The organism is Pseudomonas pharyngis (genome assembly GCF_021602345.1).
Lineage (GTDB): Bacteria > Pseudomonadota > Gammaproteobacteria > Pseudomonadales > Pseudomonadaceae > Aquipseudomonas > Aquipseudomonas pharyngis.
Map to the genome: position 1 here is coordinate 566409 of NZ_BQID01000001.1, position 23001 is coordinate 589409.

The window sequence follows — 23001 nt, forward strand, 5'->3', positions numbered from 1 at the left end:
ATTCCCCGAGCCCTTTTTTTTAACTGTTTGAACCTGAGAACCGTATGTATGGAAGCTGGCTGCAAACCGGCTCCCAGACAAGCCCGACGCCGGTAACGTCGGGTGTTTCAAAGCTTCGTTTCGTCGCTTGCACCACAACCGTGCAGACGGGCGCCGCACTGATCGGTATAGTGCCGCCCCTCTTCGCGTGAGCGGTCGTCGGTAACGAGGCCATAACCCATGCGAAACCCGAACTAATAACAAACCCGCGATATGGATCCGGGACGAACCCTCGCCTCGCCTGTTGTGCCGCGCGCACACCGGTGTAACGCGATGTTTCTGACCATCCAGCATTTGCTTAAACAATAAACAGCGAGGAAAAATCCATGCTCGAAGTCATCAACGACTTCCTCTCAGGGAAAGTACTGATCGTGCTCATTGTCGGGCTCGGTAGCTACTTCACGATTCGCTCGCGTTTCGTTCAATTGCGCCACTTCTTCCACATGTTCGCGGTGTTCCGCGACAGCCTCAAGGGCAGCGCCGGACAACTCAGCTCGTTCCAGGCCTTGATGCTCAGCCTCGCCGGCCGCGTCGGTGCGGGCAACATCGCCGGTGTCGGCATCGCCGTGACCCTGGGTGGTCCGGGTGCGGTGTTCTGGATGTGGGTGACCGCACTGGTCGGCATGTCCAGCAGCTTCTTCGAATGTACGCTGGCCCAGGTCTACAAGCGCGCCGATGGCGACGGCCTGTACCGTGGCGGTCCGGCTTACTACATCCAGCACGGCCTGAAGCTCAAAGGCATGGCGGTGGTGTTCTCGATCCTGCTGCTGGTCACCTACGGCTTCGCCTTCATCGGCCTGCAGTCCTACACCGTGACCCACTCGCTGCAAAACGCCTTTGCCTTTGATCCGCAACACACCGGCATCGTCCTGGCAGTGCTGCTGGCCATCACCTTCATCGGCGGCATCAAGCGCATCGCTTCGGTGTCCGACCTGTTGGTGCCGATCAAGACCCTGGCCTACATCGGTGTGACCCTGTACGTGATCGGCACTCAGATCGAACACGTGCCAGCCATGCTGGTCACCATCTTCAAAAGCGCCTTCGGTCTTGACCCGGCTTTCGGCGGCCTGCTCGGCAGCGCGATCGTGATGGGCGTGAAGCGTGGCGTGTTCGCCAACGAAGCGGGCCTGGGCAGTGCGCCGAACGTCGCCGCCGTGGCCGCCGTGAAGCACCCGGGTGCTCAGGGCGTGGTTCAGGCGTTCAGCGTGTTCCTCGACACCTTCGTGATCTGCACCTGCACCGCGCTGCTGATTCTGTTGTCGGGCTTCTACACCCCGGGCTTCGAAGGTGACGGCATCGTCCTGACCCAGAACTCGCTGGCCGCCGTGGTGGGTGACTGGGGCCGCATGTTCGTCAGCGTCGCGCTGTCGCTGTTCGTCTTCACGTGCATCCTCTACAACTACTACCTGGGCGAAAACAGCCTGCAGTTCCTCACCCGCAACCGCGCTGCGCTGATGACATTCCGCGGCCTGGTGCTGGCGCTGGTGGTCTGGGGTTCGATGCAGGATCTGTCGACCGTGTTCGCCTTCGCCGACATCACCATGACCTGCCTGGCCTTCGTCAACCTGATGGCCCTGGCCTTGCTGTTCAAGGTCGGCATGCGCGTGATGCGCGACTACGATGCGCAGCGCCGCGCAGGCGTCGACCAACCGGTGTTCGACTCCAGCAAGTTCAGCGACCTGGATCTGGACCTGAAAGCCTGGCCTGCCAACCCGTCGGCCGACACCCAGACTGACGCTCAGCCGCAAGGCATCCCGGCAGCGCAACGCTGATCGGGTAAAAACCGGGCGCAGATCCTGCGCCCGGCGTGACACAAGCAGCGGTCGGCGTCATGCTCGACCGCATGCTGTCCTCGTTCAGGAGAACTCCCCATGAATTCCTCGACCTACCCTGCCGCCCAGCACGTCATGGTGCTGTACACCGGTGGCACCATCGGCATGCAGGCCAGCGCCAATGGCCTGGCCCCGGCGTCCGGTTTCGAAGCGCGGATGCGCGATTACCTGCACAGCCAGCCGGAGCTGGTGGTGCCGCAGTGGCGCTTTCGCGAAATGTCGCCGCTAATCGACAGCGCCAACATGACCCCGGCCTACTGGCAGCAACTGCGAGAAGCGGTGGCCGACGCCGTCGATGTGCAAGGCTGCGACAGTGTGCTGATCCTGCACGGCACCGATACTTTGGCCTACAGCGCCGCAGCCATGAGCTTCCAGCTGCTCGGCCTGCATGCCCGCGTGTGCTTCACCGGCTCGATGCTGCCGGCCGGCGTCACCGACAGCGATGCCTGGGAAAACCTCAGCGGCGCACTGGTCGCCCTCGGCCACGGCCTGGCGCCGGGTGTGCATCTGTATTTCCACGGCGAACTGCTGGCCCCGACCCGTTGCGCGAAAGTGCGCAGCTTCGGCCGTCATCCGTTCAAACGTCTGGAGCGTCAGGGCGGCGGCGTGAAAGCCACGTCCCTGCCGGCTGCGCTGAACTACAACCAGCCGAAACAACTGGCCAAGGTTGCGGTGCTGCCGCTGTTCCCGGGCATCGGCGCCGAGATCATCGACGGCCTGCTCGACAGCGGCATTCAGGGTCTGGTGCTGGAGTGCTACGGCAGCGGCACCGGGCCGAGCGACAATCCAGAGTTCCTCGCCAGCCTCGGCCGGGCGCGGGACAACGGCGTGGTCGTAGTTGCAGTCACGCAGTGCCATGAAGGCGGTGTGGAACTGGATGTGTATGAAGCCGGCAGCCGCTTGCGTGGTGTTGGCGTGTTGTCCGGTGGCGGCATGACCCGCGAAGCAGCGTTCGGCAAGTTGAACGGACTGTTCGGTGCAGGCCTTGATACGGCTGAAGTACGGCGCCTGGTCGAACTCGACCTGTGCGGTGAGTTGGTCTGAGACCACGTCATCGCCCTGTGGGAACGGGCTTGCTTTCGAAAGCGCTATGTCAGATGCGTTGATGTCGTCTGACACAACGCATTCGCGTGCCAGCCCGCCCCCACAATTGACTCTTCGTGCGGCATGTAACTTGCTGCGTTCCAGCTATCCCAAGGCTGGAAGATCTTATGCTCCACTCCCACCTCACTACGCTCAATGCGGTCTCGTTGATCCTCAACACGTTCAAGACCGAAGGCCTACCCAGTGAAGCGCTGCTCGCTGGCAGCGGCATCCGTGCAGCCGATCTGGCCCGCGCCGACACCCGCATCACCACCAATCAGGAGATGCAGGTCTGCGCCAATGCGGTCGCGCTCAAGCACGACATCGGACTGGAACTGGGCCGGCGCATGCATGTTTCCTGCTACGGCATCCTCGGTTACGCGCTGCTGACCTGTGCCACCTTCGGTGACGCTTTACGGCTGGCGATCCGTTATCCGGCGCTGCTGGGAACACTTTTCGAGCTGAGCCTGGAGGACGACGGCGAGCGCGTCTGGTTCGTTGCCGCCGATTACCGCGAAAGCCCGGCAATGGCGGTGTTCAATGCCGAGTTCTGTCTGGTGTCGCTGAAAGTCATCTGCGACGACCTGCTCGGCCATCCGCTGCCATTGCTGGCTGCCCGCTTCGAACACGCTGCGCCGGACTATCGCGACAGCTACGCCGAGCACTTCAAGGCGCCCGTGCATTTCGGCGCCAAGGACAACGCCTTCGCCTTCGACCGATGCTGGCTAGACCAGCCGCTGCCACTCGCCGACATCATCACCCATCAAGCCATGGCCGAGCGGTGCCGCAAGCAGAACATCGAGTTCACTGGCCGTCAGGCGTGGCTTGGGCGGATCCGTCAGTTGCTCTGCGCACAACTCAATGCCGCACCGGGGCTGGAAGGTCTGGCGCAGCAGATGAACTGCTCGCCGCGCACCCTGCGCCGGCATCTGAAGGACATGGGTTGCAGCTATCAGGAACTGCTCGACGAACTGCGTTTCGAGCGGGCCAAGCAGATGCTTTGCGAGGATCAGTTACCGATCTACCGCATCGCCGAAACCCTGGGTTTCAGCGAGACGGCAAGCTTCCGTCATGCCTTCGTGCGCTGGAGCGGCGTGGCACCGAGTCAGTTCCGGCCACACGGTTAAACCGTCGAGGGGCGATATCAGGTCAGTATTTTTGGCCACATCGATCCTCTTTTGGCCTCTCTGGCCGTTCTCCGATTCGTCCCGCGCCGCAACACTGGAGCCAACCGAATCAGCCCCCTGCGGAGAACAACAAATGTTGACGATCTACTCTGACGATCACCACCTGCACCATGGCCGCTGCGAGTTGATCGACGGGCAGCTCAAGCCTTGCTTCGAGATGCCGTCGCGTGCCGACCACGTGCTGCAACGGGTAAAAAATCAAAACCTCGGCCCGGTCGAGGCGCCGAAGGATTTCGGCCTCGGGCCGATCGAGCGCATCCACAGCCGCGACTACCTCGACTTCTTCAAAGGCGCCTGGGCGCGCTGGACCGAATTCAACACCGACGGCGATTTGCTGCCTTACACCTGGCCGGCGCGCACCCTGCGTCAGGTCAAACCGACCAGCCTGCACGGCCAGCTCGGCTATTACAGCTTCGACGGCGGCGCACCGATCACCGCCGGCACCTGGCAAGCGGCGTACAGCGCGGCGCAGGTGGCGCTGACCGCACAAGCGGAAATCCAGCGTGGCGCCCGGGGTGCCTTCGCCCTGTGCCGTCCGCCGGGACACCACGCTGCCGGCGATTTGATGGGCGGTTATTGCTACCTCAACAACGCCGCCATCGCCGCGCAGGCGTTCCTTGATCAGGGCCACAAGAAGGTCGCGATCCTCGACGTCGACTATCACCACGGCAACGGCACTCAGTCGATTTTCTACGAGCGCAGCGACGTGCTGTTCACCTCGATCCACGGCCACCCGGAAGCGGAATTTCCGTTCTTCCTCGGCTACGAAGACGAACGCGGTGAAGGGGCCGGCGAAGGCTTCAACTTCAACTACCCGCTGCCGGCCGGTTCCGGCTGGGATGTCTGGAGCGCAGCGCTGGATCAGGCCTGCCAGGAGATCGATAACTACGGCGCCGACATCATCGTCGTGTCGCTGGGCGTCGACACCTTCAAGGACGATCCGATCTCGCAGTTCAAGCTCGACAGCCCGGATTACCTGGCGATGGGCAAGCGCATCGCCGCCCTCGGCAAACCGACCCTGTTCGTCATGGAAGGTGGCTACGCGGTAGAAGAAATCGGTATCAACGCGGTGAATGTGCTCGAAGGTTTCGAGCAATGAGCCGCTTCAAGTCCGCCACCTGATACCCCGACCCGCACACGCGGGTCTTTTTTTGCCTGCGATATTTATGTACCGCAACCGCTCCCGTCTCGCCCGCTACCTTGCTCGACCCGGCGCCGCTTCCGGCCGCCTGAGGTTCAATCAAGGAGATGGCCATGCCTGAAATCCCGACGCCCAGCGCTGTCGACGTACTGACCCAACTGGTGACCGGTCCGTCACTGTGGGAGGTCGCCACGAATACCTTGCGCCCGGCACTCAAGACCCTGTATCCGGAACTGGAGCTCGACCCGCGCCAGACCCTCGTGGTGACTCCGGTCTGGCAAATCGACGGAGATCGCGTGATTCCTGGCCGAAGCCGCTCCGAATCCCTGACCAATGTGCTGGTGCGTCTCGCACTTGGCGCGACCACCGTCACCTGGATCGATGGGGAGCATTACCTTGTCCGGCGCTCGACGAATGAGCAACCGGTCACGCTGGCGGTCAAGATCGATGCGCTCGCCCGCTTGATCAATGAACTCGCGCCACTGCTGTTCGTGGCTTATCAGGAACAACAGATCGATTACTGGAACGAACCCACAGGCCTGTCGCATCCGCGCTGGTATTCGTTGTCGGACGCCTTGCGTGCACTGTGGGACGTCAAGGATACAACCGACTGGGACGAACATCGGCTGGCCATGGCCCGGGCCGTTTTCGCCGATCCTGACAAAACGCAGCGCCTGCCCCGGGACAAGTACAAGACCCGCGCGTACCTGATCGATGTCGACGCGGGTGACGAGGTGCAACGCCGCCATCTCCACGTCCTCGACACCGCCGTGCTGGTCGGCTCGGTAGCCGGGCGCACCCTGATCCTGAGCCACTCACTGCCGCTGGGTTTCCAGCGCTTCGACTCTTTCGAGGAGCTGGGCGAGGCTATCAGGAACGCGTATCCGGCGAAGGCTGTTCCGGTCTCGCTGAACTGGCGGCTGATCGAGCCGGAGGGCAATTTTTTTGATCGCCAGGCCTGCATTCTCATCGCTCTGGAAGCAGACGCCATCGGCGCGCTCGGGTCGCCGCCCTCTACCCGGCCGGGCGTTCTACCGCATCCGGGCACGCTCGGCAGACACACCGCAGAGCTGCCACCGCAACTCCAACCCCAGGCCGAGCACTTGCGACCACTGCTGCCGTCCTGGCTGGACCAGGCCAGGGCCGATGACCAGACCTGCTACAGCCGCCACCTGCTGGATCTGGTGCTGATACAACACCAAAACGCCGGCAAGACGTTCCAGAACGAAGTCCCCGACCTGCGCACTTTCACCCTCGAAGCCCTGAGCGCACAGATCCGCAGAGAACAACCCCGGGCAAACGATGTAAGGGTCGACAACCTCGAAATCAGCATTACCAGCCTGGTGGTCTGGGGCACGTTCATGTGGCCGGGCAATACCGAGACCCTCACGCTGTCCCTCACCGATCTCGCCTTGCAGAATCTGGCCGGGCTGCCGCCGGGCAACAAAGTCGTGCGCTGCAAGGACGGCACTCCGGTGCCTGACTGGATGAGTGCCGATTATCTGGAAAGGCTCGTGACCACCGTCGACATCGGGGCCCGTTACCCGGCCATGCTGAAACGCTGCCTGGTCGAGGACAGCACCCGGGCCTCCACCCTGCAGCGGCTTTACACTCGACAGTTAGCCGCCGAGCTGCCGCTGCTGGCGTTGCAACACAAGATCCGTGGCGAAATGGATATCGACGAACAAGGCTATCGGTACATTGTCGCTGCACTGGCCGACACCGCCAGCGAACGGCAAGTGGATGGACAGCAGATCGTTGTCCGCCCGCTGGCTTTCATTGTCGGCCAGCGCCCCCGTGACATCGTTGCCAATATGTTCATCATCGGTCCGCGCCAGACCGACCAGGGCCCCTGCCTGCTTTACCGGCCTCTGCTCGATCCGCCACTGATCCAATACGCCAGCCCCGCCAACCTGCTATACGCAATCAAGCATTCACGCTCGATTCGCCAGGCGGTACTGGCCTGGTTGCCTGACGACGTGCGCTTCAATTACGAGCAGTACGTATTTCCCGCCAGGCTGCCTTCGATCTGGACGATTCCCCAATCGCTGGTCGATCCGAGCGCCGCCCTCGATATGAGCGGTCCTGTTTCGTTGGCCAGCGACGTGATCGAAGACCCGATTTTGCCAGCCCTGTTCAACGCCAATGTGCAAGCCATGCTCACCCAGTCGGACCGGCAGTCGGTATCCAACGCTGAAGCACGCTGGGCTTCGCTGAAGAATGGTGGCTGGCGGATTTTCAATGCGGCGCTGCCGTTCCTGGGGCGCAGCGTGGGGACGGCGGCGTGGATCTGGCAGATCATCGATGACTTGCAGGCAATGAATGACGCCGCCAATGAGGCTCCGGCCCGACTCGACTGGAGCGCGCTGGCCGACATCCTCCTGGCACTGGGCATGGTACTGGCCCACAGGGCCGCTGTTGGCAGAAGGCCGGTCCATGAATCAACGGCGTCGCCGCAAACCGTCGTTGAAACACCTGCCCGAACGCTATCCCCGGCCATCAAGGTGCTGCGCCTGCCGGACATCGGCGACCGCGAACTGTCCGCCAGCCATGACATCTCGGTCAACGCCATCGGCGCTCTGGACCGCTCGCAACCGGGGCTTGGCTCGCTGCTCGACAGCCTCCAGGTCCCCAGGCCCGAAGGCCTGGGTGATGCCCAGGACGAGGGCCCATACCAACACCTTCATGCCCATGGGCGCGCCTGGTATGCAGCAGTCGGTCAGCGCTGGTTCGAGGTGATCGTGAATGACGACGAACGTGTCCAGATCAGCGATTCGCGCCAGCAGCCTGCGCGTACCGGGCCGCTGCTGACTCACAATGCCGACGGTCAGTGGTTCGTCGATCTTCGCCTGCGCCTCAACGGTGGCGGCCTGCGCAGCCGGCTCAGGAAACTGCAGGACGAGAACCGGGCGCGGCTGATTCAGATGAAGGCAGCGCTCACCGACTTCGACGCCACCTTGCAGGCCAAACAGACCCAGCTCAAAGAGGTGCGCGAGGCCATGCTGCAGGCCACCCCCGATAACCGTTCGAGCGCCCGGGAGCAGTTTCTCGACACCCTGGAGGTGCAGATCAGGGCGTACGGTGAGCATATCCAGCAGCTCAAGGCCATGAACGTCGTCGAACCTATCCCCAATTACCGTACCGCCATGATCGAGCGGTTATCACTGCAGCTGTTTCTGGTGCAATCCTGGCTCGACGAACAATCGTCCGAATTCCGCAGCAGCCTGAGCACTACCCTGGCATTGCTTGACGAACCCTCGGCACCCCTGTCGGCAGAGCGCAACGCGCCTTTTACCAAAGCCAGTGACATGACCCAGGACATGATCGACAAGATCGAATACGCCCGTAGCCGACTCGATGAACTGAGCCTGCTGGGCAGGGACGCCCTTGAAGTCACGCGAGACTACAAGGCGAAACTCCCCCGCTACACGATCGATGACCTCAAGCTGCTGCAAATCACGCTGGAGCAGGAGCTGTGCATCAGGCCGGACCTGACACAAGAGCCGGTCGATGCGCGGCTGGCGCTGGAAAACCTGATCGATGATGCGGCGCTGAACATCCAGAGCTCTCTGGAAGTGAGCAACGAGGAGAGTCTGCAAAATCTGAGTCAGCGGATCGAGACGATGAGCAATCTGGCCGAACAGTTCGTCGCTGTCGATCAGCGCTTTGCAGACCTGCTCGTCGAGTATCCGGAGCAACTGCTTGCCGATCGCATCGAACAGGTACGCCGGCGCGTTGCCGGATTTGCCGACAGGACGGTCGACCGGCTGGTGAACCTGCTGCGCGACCAACGACAGTTCGATCCCGTACCGGGCCCTTCTAAACCATCGACGGCGTCGGCCAAAAAGGTCATCAAGACCCGTTACAAGGGCACGGTCGTCGGTGAGCCACGCAAGGACGCCAGTGGCCGGGAAACCGATCTGGTCGACGTGCGCGCGCCCCTGACGGGCAAGATCATCGCCACCTTTCACGAAAAGAGTCCGGGTGTCTGGCTCGAAAGGGTCACACCCAAACCCGTGTCAAAAGGACCGGCACCCAGCCTGCACCGCTGTATCGAGGAAGGCCAGGCGCTGATCGATGGCCTGCCTGCCTTTCACCGGCGCACGGAGGCCCACATCAACCGGGCCGCGCGCATTCCGAGCGAAATTCAGGATCTCTACTACCTGCATGCCGACCGGTTGCGCGAAGCGAGGGATGCAATCGACCGGGCCCTGACCGCGCGCAATCTCACCGATGATCGCAATGCCACGGCCAGCACCCTGAACAGAGAACTCGCCGATGCCGCCACCGCGCTTTATCAGCGCGGCCAAAGCGCACGCATCCGGATCATCAAGCAGCAACCACCCACCGCGGCCCGTGTCGAATGGCTCAAGAGCAAGGGCCAGGTGGACATCTCGAAAGCCGCTGCCCGGCAGCGGCTCAAGGGCTCCGGGAAGGGTTACCTGGACGAGTACGAGGTGCTTGACCACGAAACCCGCGCGGTTCTGTGGTACGCGCACTTTCACTACAGCGGAATCGATGATCCGGTGACCGCCTTCAACGCCGCGCACCTGAAAACCGTAGAGCAACGCCGACTGGGTGGACGCTTCGATCCGCGCACCACCGGCAACCAGGAACTCATCGCCATTTACCGCGGTGAAATCAATCGTGCGCAGGCCGCTGCGCTGTTCTTTTCCTGACGCCGGTGCGCCGCTGCCCGCGAAATTCGGGCATCGGCCGACGGCATATATCTATGCACCGCCCTGCCCGATGCCCGCCCGGATAACGTGCGTCGCATCAGGGCCGCCAGCCGCGCTGCCCTTTCACACGGGATCTGAACCATGACTGAAACCGCCGCCGGCACCACGCCTGCCTCTTCCCCGTTTTTGCTCGAACAGAGCCGGCTGATCGATCTGATCAGCCAGGGCCCGACGCTGAATCAGGTGGCCTCGACGCTACTGCAACAGGCGCTGGGAAAGCACTATGCACACCTGCAGATCGACCCCGATCACACCATGCTCGCCACTCCGGTTTGGCGCGACGATGAACAAGGGTTCGCGATCGAGTCTTTCCGGTTCGAATCCCTGACCCACGCGCTCATCCGACAGAGTGTCGAGAAAACCCGAGCGAACCTGATCGAAGGCGAACATTTCCTGACGGTCACGCCGGACGCCCAACCGGCCACTCACCTGGCCGTCGACATGGATGAGCTGACATCGCTGCTCAACGAGCACGCCGCATTCTTTTTCATCGCCTTCGCACAGCAACAACTCGACTACTGGAATGGAACCGGCGCACATTGCCCCCGCTGGCAGGAGCTGTCCGACACACTGAAAACCGCCGTGGACGTGCAATCCGCTGTTGGCTGGGATGCCGACGCCTGCGCCTTGGGGCGGTGGGTGGCCAACCATCCGGAAAAGCCCATGCGTCAATCGACACTAAACGGATTCAGCCAGATCCGCGCCTGCCTGCTGGATATCGACCTGGTCGAGGGCTCGAACACCACCCACTTGACCATCGCAGGCGCGATCGTGCTGACCGCGACCGTCAAACAGCGCGAACGGTTTTTGATGTACACCATCGGCGCCGGCCACGAATCGTTTTCGTCCCTTGCCGAACTGGGAGAGTCACTGCCCGGACGCCTCGACCTGGACCTGAGCGGGCGCAGCCTCGAGTGGCGACTGGTGGAGCCGCAGGAAAACATTTTCGACAGTTGTACGTGGGCATTGGTGAACATTCAGCTGGACGACATCAAGGCCCTTGATCCCGCCAACCGCCCCGTCGTTCCGACTGCCCTTTCCTCGCCATCGCACAACAGGCATTTAAGCGGCAGGGACCATGCCCGGCTCAGCCAGTTGAACCGGGCCATTCCCAAGTGGCTTAACACGGGGTCGATCCGTGATTTTCAGGCTTACACACGCTACATCGTCGAACTCGGAAGGCTTCATAAGGAGGAACCGAGTGATAACGTCGGACAGCCTCTGCTTTCGATCAAGTCCTACGCCCAACAACAGATGCGCGAGGCGATTGTCGCCGACAAAGCTGCCGAAGACGCCGCCTCGCTGCCGCTCGACGACCTGCAGATAACCGTCACTCACAGCTTCGAGGTTGCCGGCCTGACCCTGCCCAACCCTCTGGAGCAGGAACATCAGACCCTCGGCGAGTTCGCCCTTGAAAACACCACGCCGTATCTCGCCAGCGTCGCGTTCACCAATGGCCATCGCGTGCCGGCATGGTTGACCGTCGACTACCTGACGCAGATGGCAGAGCAGGTCGATATTGGAGGCCATTACCCGGCACTGATAAAAAGGGCACTGATCGACGACCCGCAACAGGCCGCCCGCTACCGGCGCCAGCTGCCGACCCTGCTGCCGCTGTTGGCCCTGGAGTGCAAGCTCCGGCATCGAGGCGATGTCGACGAGCGCGGTTACACGTATATCTGTCAACTGATGGCATCCATCAGCGCGGGACAGTCCGACACCGAGCCCGGCGTGTACATCCGCCCTTTGGCCTTCAGGCCTCGATACCGCATGAGCAACGTGGCCGACACGGTGGCCAACACGTTCATCATCGGGCCGCGCGAGCCGGAGCTGGGCCCCTGTGTGCTTTACCGGCCATTGTCGGACACCCCGCTGCGGCAGTTCGCTTCCCCGCAAAACCTGCTCTACGCGATTTATCAGCCTGGAGAGTTGCGAGACTCGGTGCTGGCCTGGCTGGCCAGCCCGTCGCTGAGTTTCGAATACGCCCAGTTCGTTTTTTCCAGCGGCATTCCGTCACCCTGGATCATTCCCCGGATGGCGTTCGAGCCCTTTATCCACTTCGACTTGATCGGCCCGATCGGACTGGACGATACGCCGCTGACCGGCGATATCCTCGACGCCCTTCACACTGCCAACAGCCAGGCGCTGGCCGAACTGGCCGACCGCCAGTCAGTCTCCAACAGCGAACGTCGGCGAGCCTTGCTCGCGAACAGCGGCTGGGCGGTGTTCAGTATCGCGTCCAATTTCATGGTTGGCGCAGCAGGCACCGCCGTGTGGGTCTGGCAAACCATCGAACAGATCCAGCAGGCAATCGATGCCCGGGAACAGGGAGACACACTGGTGGAGTGGCGCTCCGTCGGAGACATCCTGCTGACCCTCGGCATCATCCTGACGCAGCACATCGCCACGCTGCGCAGTCGTACGCCCCTGGCGCTGTTCGAGACCTCGGCTGAACAGACACTGGAAGAGATACCCGCCGTTTCCGTTGCTTTCCCGCCAACGCCGCCGACCATCCGTTTCAACGCAAACGCCATGACCGACGTGATTGCCCCGAACCATCTGTCGAGCGTCGAGCCAGGCACTCTGGTACGCCCGTCAACCAGCGCCGGATTCACGGCCATGCTGGAGCGTTTCCAAATACCCGATCCGGATCTGGACGGACATTCGATTTCCCCGGTCAGCCACCTCTACACCCTCGGCGATCGGTTATGCGCACGCGTGGGAGCGCGCTGGTTTCAAGTGACGGCGCCCGACAATGAACCGGTCTGCATCGTAGACCCGGCCGACCCTTCGCATACCGGCCTGGCCATCAAATTCGATGACACGCTGGGTGAGTGGCACTGGGACCCGAAACTGCGACTGCGCGGAGGCAGCCCGACCGGGCGAATCGAGGCGCTGCGGCGCGCCAAGGCGCAAAACAAGGAAAAAGCCTGGACGGCCCTTCATCAGTTCATGGCGCAGGAAGTGATCCGCAAAAACGCAGTGAGCAGCGCCCTGCTCGAGTTGCCACGGGACGGTTCCTCGAGTGAATTCGAACCCAGGGCCCAACGCTACCTAGCGTTGGCCGAGGCGCTGGGTGACGAATACACCCAGGCGCTCGGACACCTGGAAACCTGGCGTCAGAGCGGAGGCGGTGGCGTGTTCTATCAGTCCCAACTGATGCGCCTGACCGCAGAACAACACCGATGCCTGGGCGGTGCACTGCGCCTGCAGATGCGTGTCTATGCACAAATGACCGAAAAATTCGCCAACAGTGCAAGCACAGATATCTCCCTGTCACGGGACGAACAGATCGATATCACCACCCGAGCCACGGCACTGAGCGACCAGATGATCGCCCGGCGGCAGGTTCTGCGTCAGTCGCTGGACACCCTGGGACAACTGGCGGGGATTTCGAGCAAAGTGGGGCACGATCTGGAACGGCTGCTTCCGGCGTTCACCGATCTGGACCTCAAGGCCAACGAAATCAGCATGGCTTACGAATGGTGCGTGCGCGAACAGCCCGGCCCGGCCATGGAAGATGCCCGAGAAGCCGTCAACCTCATCACCGGCAACGCTTCGACTGCCAGCCATGACCTGATCGAGCTGACCAGGGCTGAACCGATCGCTGGCGCGCAGCACCAACGAATCGAGCAATTGGCCCGCTTGAACGACCGCTTCGCCAGCCTCGCGCAAGAAATCGAGCAGTTGCCCGCCGCCCACCCGGGACTGTTCGTGCAGGCGCGACTGGATCGCATCCATGAGCTGATCGGTGAATTCCATGCGCTGGCCGGCGCGCGCCTGGTCGCAGAACTACCGGAGCGCACCGAGCAGCCGGTCGTGTCCGTTTCGCAGCCGGGACCGTCGACGTCGAGACCAAGGGTGAAGGTCAGCAAGAGCCGCCCTCGTCAGGGCGCCAGCGAATCGTCACGCGAGAGCGAAGAGTCCGGTGCTATCAGGGAAATCCCCTTTATCAAACTGTCGCGTTCGCGGCTCCCCAAAAAATCCGATGCCGTCGATGTCATCGCGCGGGCATTGGAACTGAATCTGAAAATCAACGAGTTCAACCGTACAACCCGGGAAGATGCCAAACGTCCCGGCCGCATTCCAGCGGACATACGTGACATGTTCGAACAGCAATCGGTCAGGCTCACGCAAACGGCCAGCGACGTCGACGCTGCGCTCGCAGCCCAGCAAAGGGCTGGGCGCCCCCCTCTGCCGGTGGCCTCTCTCAGTCAGGAACTACGCAACGGAGCGCAACGCACCCGGACCGAAGGCATCAGCACCTATGCCGCGATGCTCAAGCAACGCAAACCCCGGGAGGCGTACTTTCACTGGCTGTATGACAACGGGCTGGTGGAGGTGGTCAAGGATGAACGCGGACGCATCCGCACCCGGCAACGCGGGGATTATTTTCAGGAATACCGGATCCTCGACAAAGCCCGCAATAATGAACCGCTTTGGGTGGCGCATTTCCATTACGACGCCCTGAAGGACCCCGACGCGAAATACACCACCGCCCACCTCAAACCCGCCGAGCCCTACTTGCAAACGCTCGACGCGGCGACGCGGCAATCCTTGAGCACGTTCGATGCGGTCGAGAATGCGCTGCGTAAAATTGTCGATCCGGTGGTTCGGGACCTGTTCCTGAAGCCGCAGCCCCGCGACCCGGTCGACGATTGAAGTCACGTCGCAGGCTCACACCCGCCAGGCCCGGCGCAAACGGCCCAGCGCCGAATCGATCGCCGGCTCCGGGACGGCGGCGAAACCCAGCACCAGACCGGCTCGCCGATCGAGCGGGGTCAGCGAGTCGGGCAGCCAGTAGTTACTCAATCCGCTGATCTCAACCTCTACGCTGCGCGCCAGTTCGATCAGCTGGCGCTCGCGCTCGACGCTCTCCACCGGCACCGTCAAATGCAGGCCGGCGGAGACCGCGGGCAGCGGGCCGACACCCTCGACCTCCTGCGGCCAGCCACTCATCAAGGTGTCGCGCCGGCTCAGGGCGGCTCGGCGCATCCTGCGGATATGCCGCTGAAAATGGCCGGCGGCCATGAACTCGGCCATCACCGCCTGAGTGCTGACTTCGGAATGCCGTACGTCTACCGCGCGACGTTGCGAGAAAGCCTCGACCAGGCCCGGCGGCAACACCAGATATCCCAGGCGCAAGGCCGGAAACGCCACTTTGCCGAAAGTACCCACGTACAACACCCGTCCTTGCCGGTCGAGTGCAGCCAGAGGGGCCAGTGGCGCACCGGTGTATCGGTACTCTCCATCGTAATCATCCTCGACGATCCAGCCCTGAGTGCGCTCGGCCCAGGCCAACAGTTCGAGACGACGGGCCAGGCTCATGACCACTCCGGTCGGGTATTGATGGGACGGCGTGACATACGCCACCCGGCAGTCTTCGGCGGCGGCCAGGGCCGTGCAGTCGATGCCCTCCTGATCCACGGCGATGCCCTGCAACCGGCCACCGGCCAGCGCAAAGGCATGACCCGCTGCGCGGTAGCCGGGATTCTCGATGCCCACCCCGGCGCCCGGCTCCACCAGCAACTGTGCACAAAGGCTGATTCCCTGTTGTGCGCCACTGGTGATCACAATTTGTTCAGCCGAGCACTGCATACCCCGCGAACTGCGCAAATAAGCGGCAATCAGACCGCGCAGGCGCGCATCGCCTGCCGGATCGCCATAACACAGCTGCTGCAAATCGGGTTTGCGCCAGAACGCCGCGTTCAGCTTGGCCCAGACGTCGAACGGGAACAGATCGAAGGCCGGAACACCGACCCGGAATGCTCGCGGCGGACCGCTTAGTGGCGTCGGTAAATGGTTCTCTTCAAGCCGCTGCAACGCACCGCTGTGGATAACTTTGCTGGATAAATCACCAGTGGAATCTAACGAAATTGTGGATAAGGCTGTGGGTAAGCCTGTTGAAAAACCTGTGGATACTTTTGTGGATAGTTTTTTCGCGGGCGCCAGCGATTGCGGTAATTGCGCCACGTAAGTGCCGTCCCCGACCCGCCCTTCGATAAAGCCTTCGGCATACAACTGATCGTAGGCACGCACCACGCTGTTGCGGGAAATCGCCAGTGCTGCCGCCAGATCACGGCTCGCCGGCAACCGCGTGCCGCTGGCCAGGCGCCCGTCGAGTACCCGCAGGCGCAAGGCCTGGTAGAGCTGACAGCTGAGGCCTTTGCGGCGGTCGAGTTCGATACCGGCAGGGTTGAACGGCAGCGACAGTGTGGTCGGATCGGGCATGACAATGGACCTATGAAATTGGTCATCAATGGCTCTTACAACAGACCAATAGCCTGCCTACGATGCAGGCATTCGCCAAGGAAATTTTCTCCATGTACACACCCCGCGCCTTTGCCATCGACGACCTGTCCCAACTGCACGAACTGATCCTCGCCGCCCGCCTCGCCATTCTGGTGACCCACGGCGAACAAAGCTTGCAGGCCAGTCATGTGCCGGTGCTGCTGCATCGTGAACAAGGTCCGAACGGTACGCTGTACGGGCATCTGGCCAAGGCCAATCCGCAGTGGAAAGACCTTCGCGACGGCGCCGAGGCCCTGCTGATTTTCCCCGGTGCCGATGCCTACGTCAGCCCGGGCTTTTACCCGAGCAAGGCCGAGCACGGCAAAGTCGTGCCAACCTGGAACTACGTTGCCGTGCACGCCTACGGTCACGCCGAAACCTTCAGCGATGGCGGTCGGCTGCTGGATATCGTCAGCACCCTCACCAATCGCCATGAGGCCGGCCGCGCCCAGCCCTGGTCGGTTGACGATGCCCCGGCCGATTACATCGACGGCATGCTCAAGGCCATCGTCGGGTTTGCCATTCCGATTGACCGGCTCGAAGGCAAGCGCAAGCTCAGCCAGAACCGCAGCGCCGAAGACATCGCCGGCGTGCGCGAAGGCCTGGCCGCCAGCCCCGACATCAACGATCAAACCCTCGCTCACTTGATGCGTTAAGGAAATCACCATGAGTCAGATCGACATCCGTCCGGTCAGCGCCGCCGATCACGCCGCCTGGCTGCCGCTGTGGCAGGCCTACCTGCGCTTCTACAACACGGAATTGCCGGACGCCGTCAGCCAAAGCACCTGGCAGCGCTTTCTCGACCCGAACGAACCAACCCACGCCGCCCTCGCCTGGGCTGACGGCAAAGCGGTGGGCATGGTGCATTTCATCTACCATCGTTCGAACTGGAGCATCGAAAACTCCTGCTACCTGCAAGACCTGCTGGTGGAGCCGCAAACCCGTGGCACCGGCGTCGGTCGCCTGTTGATCGAACACGTCTACGCCACGGCCAAGGCCGACGGTTGCTGCAAGGTGCACTGGCTGACCCACGAAACCAATGCCACGGCGATCCAGCTCTACGAGCGCATCGCCGAACGCCCGGGTTTCATCCAGTTTCGCAAAGCCATTTAAGGAGCCACGCGCATGACCATTTCTCTCGCTGACTGGAAAGGCGTGCCGCCGCCCTCGACCACCCTGATCGAAGGCCGCTTCATCCGTCTGGAAAAGCTCGACCCGGCGCGCCACGGCGACGAGCTGTTCAACGCCCTGCAAGGCCCGGGCGCCGACCCGAAACTCTGGGATTACTTGCCCTACGGCCCGTTCCCGGAACGCAGTGCCTTCAATGACTGGCTGAACAACCACGCCGCCCACAGCGATCCGTATTTCTTCAGCGTCATCGACCGCGCCAGCGGCCAGGTGCAAGGCATCCTCAGCCTGATGTCGATCGTCCCGGCTCAGGGCCGCATCGAAATCGGCCACGTCACCTTCGGCGCCCCGATGCAGCGCTCGCCGAAAAGCACCGAGGCGGTCTACCTGCTGGCCAGGGAATCCTTCGCCCTCGGCTACCGCCGCCTGGAATGGAAATGCAACAACGGCAACGCCCGCTCCAAATACGCGGCCGAGCGCCTGGGCTTCAGCTTCGAAGGCGTGTTCCGCCAACACATGGTGGTCAAGGGCCAGAACCGCGATACCGCGTGGTACTCGATTCTGGATTCGGAATGGCCGGCGATTGCGGCCGGGTTCGAACGTTGGTTGAGCGATGAGAATCAGACGGCGGATGGGCAGGTGAAGGGGTTGGTCGAGTGCCGCGGTTGAGCCAGTGAACGTAAAAGAGCGCAGCCTGCGGCATCTCATTCAAACGATGTCCAAGGCTGCGATTTCGACTCTGCACCACCGTCGGATCTGCAATGAATTGCAGATGAACGTCCAAATCTGAGGCCTGAACTGCAAAAGAATGCACATAGGCCGTACATCATTCTGTAAAAACCCTCCGCTATACAGGACGCCCCGCTTATAACAAAAAGGACGTTCTCCCATGCCCTTCCCGCCCCAGCGCCTGTCATTTGCCATCGCCCTGTTGATCGCCACCAGTGCCGCCCACGGCAAGACCGTGCAGATCGACACCGCCACGACTGCATCGCAGACATTGGGTGGCAGCGACACGCTGACGATTTCGGCGCCGGGCAGCATCACCAACAGCGGCAAGGCTGTGAGCCTCAAGGACGGCACCAGCGGCGTCGGTGTGATCATCGATAACGCCGGCAAGATCATTTCCAGCGGCGGCCGGGCTATCGACAGCAGCGGCGATCTGACCCAGGCACGCAACTACGCGATCTACAACCGCAGCGGCGGGCAGATTCTCGGTTCCAACGATGCGATTCGCATCGACAGCAACTTTGTCAGCGGCAGCCTGTTGATCGACAACAGGGGCACCATTCGCTCGACCACCGGCCAAGGCCTGGATCTGGATGCGTTGCGCAGCGACGGGGTAAAAACCACGATCATCAACCGCGCGGGCGGGTTGATTCGTGGCGACGCCAGCGACGGCATGAAGACCGGTGCCAACGCGACCATCAGCAACTACGGCGAGATTTCCACTGGCGACCCGCACAACGCCGACCAGAAATTCGACGGCATCGATATCGACACCGCGACCGGCGTCAGCGTGACCAACTACGGCGTGATTTCCGGCGGCCGGCATGGCATCACCACCGACCTAGGAGCGACGCTGGTCAACTACGGGCAGATCACCGGGCGCAATGGCTCCGGTTTCGGCTCCGATGGCGACGGCACGGTGATCAACCACGGCACCATCACTGGCGCCTATTCCGGGCTGCAAGCCAATGGCGACGGCGACGGCGTGGACATCGACAAGATCGCCCACATCGAAAACTACGGCACCATCCAGGGCGTCGGCGCCGGCGGTGTGGACAAGGGTGGTTTCGCCAATGGCAGTGAAGGCATTGCCCTGGGCGGCGGTTACATTCTCAACGCCAAGGATGCACTGATCAGCGGCGCCAACAGCGCCATTCTGGTAGATGACGGAAGCGGCGGTGCAGGGCTGGCGGCCACCACGCTGGAGAACTACGGCACTATCCAGGGCCTCAACGGCTTCGGCGTGAAATTCGTCGGAGAGTTCGCCGACAGCGTGATCAACGGCGGCACGATCAGCGGCAGCAACGGCCTGGCGCTGGACCTGGGTGGCGGCAATGACAGCCTGACCCTGCGCAGCGGCAGCCGCTTTGTCGGCGTGGTCGATGGCGGCAGCGGTTACGACCGGGTGGTGATGGACGACGCGGCGGGCGGCAGCTTCGGTGCCAGCCGCAACTTTGAATGGCTGGAAGTCAAACAAGGCGCCTGGACGCTCACCGGCAGCGGCGACTTCAGCGACGGCGGTGCCGTGCGCAACGGCGCCACTTTGGTCAACCAGGGTGGCATCGCCGGCAACCTGACCGTGGACGCCGGTGGTGTGTATGCGGGTGGTGGTTCGGTGGGCAACCTCAACGTCAATGGCACGTTGCGCACCGACACCCGCCTCGGCACCGCGACCATCGTGCACGACTTGAACATGGGCAGCGCATCTACCCTCGCCTACGGCGTCAACGCCGATGGCAGCAGCGCGCCAGTCCAGATCGGCGGCACGGCCAACCTCAACGGCGCGACGCTGGCGGTCAATCCCGGTAGCGGAACCTATCCGTGGCAGAGCCATTACACAGTGCTGCAGGCAGCGCGGGTCAACGGCAAGTTCGGCGCGGTCACCAGCGACTACGCGTTCCTTACGCCGACCCTCGCCTACACACCAACGCAGGTCGACCTGACCTATACCCGCAATGACGTGGCCTTCAATGAATTCGCCGCCACCGGCAACGGCAGCAACGCCGCCAACAGCCTGGCCTCGATCGGCAAGAACAATGCGCTGTACAACGCCTTGCTCAACACCACTCAAAGCAGTGCAGGCGCGGCCATCGAGCAACTGGCCGGCGCCAGCAACGCCAACCTGACCAGCGCCACCCTCGGCGCCAGCAGCCAAGTCGGCAGCAGCATGCTCTCGGCCATGCAGCAAATGGGTGGCAGTCCCGGCTTGATGGTCGGTCTTGATCAGCGTGATACGCCGATCCTCGCGGCTAACGGCGTTCCGTCCGAAGCGCGAAACCTTAATGACCCGAATGCCCGGGGCCGGCTCTGGCTGCAGGCCATCGGCGGCTATGGCAAGCTGGATGGCGAACACGGCAGCAGCGGTCTGGAACAGCGAACCAAAGGCAGCGTGCTCGGTGCCGATTGGGCACTGAATCCACAATGGCGACTGGGCGTGCTCGGTGGTTATTCGAAGACCGATCTGGACGCCACCGGCGTCGACGGCAATGTCGAGAGCTGGCACGCCGGCGTTTACGCGCTGCATCAAAACGGCCCGCTGGCCCTGCGCCTGGGCGCGGCGTACAGCGGCCATCAGGGCGAAAGCAAGCGCACCATCGCATTCAATGGTTTCAGCGATCGTCCCAAAGGCGATTACGACGCCGACAGCCAGCAAGCCTTCGCCGAACTCGGCTATGCCATGGGCACTGGCCGGCTCAGCGCCGAACCGTTCGCCAGCCTCGGCTACCAGCGCTATCACCGCGACCGCTATCAGGAAAAGGGCGGCGCGGCGGCCTTGCAGGTCGACAGCCAGACTCAGGACAACTTCAGCAGCACCTTCGGCGTGCGCCTGGCGCACCTCGGCTCGCTGGACAATGGCATGAGCCTGACCCCGCGCATGGCCGCTGGCTGGAAGCACACCTACGGCGATGTCAGCAGCTCGACCCGTCAGGCCTTCGTCGTGGGTGGCACGGCGTTCAACGTCGATGGCAGCTCGCTGGATCGTGACAGTCTGGTGCTCGAAGCAGGGCTGGATCTGGGCATTTCTTCGCGGCATACGCTGGGGGTTGGATACAGCGGCGAGATTGGCAGCAACAGTCGCAATCACGGGTTGATCGGGCAGTGGCAGATGAGTTTTTGAGATTTTGCCAATCCGGATTTCAGCGGGTGTTGTAGGTAAAAGCGTCTGGACGATTGGGTAATCATGGCGGGTTCACCTCCCGCCGGCGACCGGGCTACAAAAGCAGACGCTATCACCTGCATGTGGCTCGGAATTGCCCGGCATCGGAGGACCGGCGTCGACTTTTACAGTTTGACCTCATTTCACCTGAGGCGAACGGAATGCCCATTCAATGCAAATACAAGCTCCAACATCTTGTCCTGGCGGTTGCGCTGGCAGTCGGTTGCGTGGAATTTTCTCTGGCGGAGCAGTCGGAGCCCGACGTGCCGGTGGTGAAAGAGGTGAAACCCAAGAACCCGCGCAAACCTAAGGACAAACCTACTCCACTCAAGGTCGCTGAAGAAACAACGCGTGAGGAAAGGATCGCTCCACCCCTGGAAAAAATCCCCGTCAGCACCGAGATTCCCGTGGTACCCGCTCACCCAGCCGACGACATTCCATCCAAAACAGTCGCCACGACAGAGAGTGGCAGCGCGCTCGAAGAAAGCCTTGAAAAACCAGCGCCCTTAACGGAACCGGTTCTGGCCGAAACATCCGCAGCTCAACAAACCCAAGCGGTAGACCAGCCGCCGTCAACGGATTCCCCTCCACCTCCAGGCAATGCAGCCATTGCAGCCCTGCTCGCTGCCGACGAAACCACAGCCGCCCTCGCCTACTATCAACTGGCGGGCGGCAGCAATGCCAACCTCGCCAATGCAACCCTGAGCAGTGTCACGCCGGTCAGCGCCAGCCTGCTGTCAGCCATGCACCAACTCGACAATGCCCACGACTCACCGGGCAACTCACCACGCCATGCGGCCGGCAACGCAGACACCGGCAGGGTCTGGCTGCAAGCCCTTGGCCACAGCGGGAAACTCGATCGCGAATTTGAACCGATGCAACACTCCACCAAAGGACTGCTGCTCGGCGCGGACTGGCGTCTTGACGAAGACTGGCGTCTTGGCTTGATGGGCGGCACCTCCGACACGCGCATCGACAGCAAAGAACTGGACGGCGATCTCGACAGTTGGCACCTCGGCGCCTACGCCTTGCGCCAGACCGGCCCGCTGTCACTTCGGTTAGGCGCAGCCTGGAGCCGTCATGAAGGCAATACCCGTCGCGAAGTCGCGTTCGGCCGTTTCCATGACCGGCTAAAAGGCAACTACCAGGCCAGCACCCAGCAAGCGTTCATCGAATCGGGATACAACCTGGGTCGGGCCAACGTCAGCATCGAGCCGTTTGTCGGCCTCGGCTACCAACGCTACCAGCGCCACGGCTACACCGAAAAAGGCGGGGATGCGGCGCTCAAGGTTCACGCTCAATCCCAAGGCAACTTCAACACCACCGTCGGCCTGCGCATGGCGAAAGTCAGCACGCTGGATAACGGCATGCGCCTCACGCCACGACTCAGCGCGGGATGGAAACACGTTTACGGCGAGACCTATACCAGCACCCGCCAACGCCTGGCCACGGAAACTGAAGACTTCACTGTTTACGGCGCCAAACTGGATCGCGACAGCTTGAAACTCGACACCGGGCTGGATCTTGCGGTCTCGAACAGTCACACATTGGGTGTCGCACTGTCCGGAGAGATCGGTACCGACAGCCGAAACCACGGCGTATCGGGGCAGTGGCAAATGGCGTTCTAAGTCCGGACGGGTTGCTGCCGCAGGTTGCGGCAGCACTTCGAAAGCAA

The 23001-nt window shown here is 62.3% G+C and carries 12 protein-coding genes; 11 read left to right on the forward strand and 1 reads right to left on the reverse strand.

The window, feature by feature from the left end:
• Positions 1 to 365: 365 nt before the first annotated feature.
• From L6D74_RS02640 to L6D74_RS02665, 6 genes are all read left to right on the forward strand, one after another.
• Positions 366 to 1811 carry an alanine/glycine:cation symporter family protein gene (locus L6D74_RS02640; protein WP_064600511.1) on the forward strand — a complete coding sequence of 482 codons (1446 nt, stop codon included), beginning with the start codon at positions 366 to 368 and terminating at the stop codon, positions 1809 to 1811.
• A 99-nt stretch (positions 1812 to 1910) separates the two neighbouring features.
• Positions 1911 to 2915 carry an asparaginase gene (locus L6D74_RS02645; protein ID WP_236187602.1) on the forward strand — a complete coding sequence of 335 codons (1005 nt, stop codon included), beginning with the start codon at positions 1911 to 1913 and terminating at the stop codon, positions 2913 to 2915.
• Positions 2916 to 3082: 167 nt separating this feature from the next.
• Positions 3083 to 4081, forward strand: a complete 999-nt coding sequence (locus tag L6D74_RS02650; RefSeq protein ID WP_236187603.1) for an AraC family transcriptional regulator — start codon at positions 3083 to 3085, stop codon at positions 4079 to 4081.
• A gap of 133 nt (positions 4082 to 4214) precedes the next feature.
• A complete protein-coding gene (locus tag L6D74_RS02655; RefSeq protein ID WP_007954279.1) occupies positions 4215 to 5240 on the forward strand; it encodes a histone deacetylase family protein in 1026 nt (341 codons plus the stop codon).
• A 155-nt stretch (positions 5241 to 5395) separates the two neighbouring features.
• On the forward strand, positions 5396 to 9961 hold the full coding sequence (locus L6D74_RS02660) for a dermonecrotic toxin domain-containing protein (RefSeq protein ID WP_236187604.1): 4566 nt from the start codon (positions 5396 to 5398) through the stop codon (positions 9959 to 9961).
• 141 nt (positions 9962 to 10102) lie between these two features.
• Positions 10103 to 14683, forward strand: a complete 4581-nt coding sequence (locus tag L6D74_RS02665) for a dermonecrotic toxin domain-containing protein (protein ID WP_236187605.1) — start codon at positions 10103 to 10105, stop codon at positions 14681 to 14683.
• Between the two features lie 15 nt (positions 14684 to 14698).
• Here the strand turns inward: L6D74_RS02665 and pdxR are convergent, their stop codons facing one another.
• Positions 14699 to 16252, reverse strand: coding sequence for a MocR-like pyridoxine biosynthesis transcription factor PdxR (pdxR, locus tag L6D74_RS02670; RefSeq protein WP_236187606.1), 1554 nt, complete (start codon positions 16250 to 16252; stop codon positions 14699 to 14701).
• A 92-nt stretch (positions 16253 to 16344) separates the two neighbouring features.
• Between pdxR and L6D74_RS02675 the strand changes: the two genes are divergently transcribed.
• From L6D74_RS02675 to L6D74_RS02695, 5 genes are all read left to right on the forward strand, one after another.
• Positions 16345 to 16968: an FMN-binding negative transcriptional regulator gene (locus tag L6D74_RS02675; protein WP_236187607.1), complete on the forward strand. Its 624-nt coding sequence runs from the start codon at positions 16345 to 16347 to the stop codon at positions 16966 to 16968.
• A 10-nt stretch (positions 16969 to 16978) separates the two neighbouring features.
• Positions 16979 to 17425, forward strand: a complete 447-nt coding sequence (locus L6D74_RS02680; RefSeq protein WP_011336633.1) for a GNAT family N-acetyltransferase — start codon at positions 16979 to 16981, stop codon at positions 17423 to 17425.
• A 12-nt stretch (positions 17426 to 17437) separates the two neighbouring features.
• The gene (locus L6D74_RS02685) at positions 17438 to 18109 is read left to right on the forward strand and encodes a GNAT family N-acetyltransferase (protein WP_236187608.1); all 672 of its coding nucleotides are present in this window, start codon (positions 17438 to 17440) and stop codon (positions 18107 to 18109) included.
• Between the two features lie 220 nt (positions 18110 to 18329).
• Positions 18330 to 21287 (forward strand): autotransporter outer membrane beta-barrel domain-containing protein, encoded by a 2958-nt coding sequence (locus tag L6D74_RS02690; RefSeq protein ID WP_236187609.1) that lies wholly within the window; start codon positions 18330 to 18332, stop codon positions 21285 to 21287.
• A gap of 200 nt (positions 21288 to 21487) precedes the next feature.
• On the forward strand, positions 21488 to 22954 hold the full coding sequence (locus L6D74_RS02695; protein ID WP_309295704.1) for an autotransporter outer membrane beta-barrel domain-containing protein: 1467 nt from the start codon (positions 21488 to 21490) through the stop codon (positions 22952 to 22954).
• Positions 22955 to 23001: the final 47 nt, after the last annotated feature.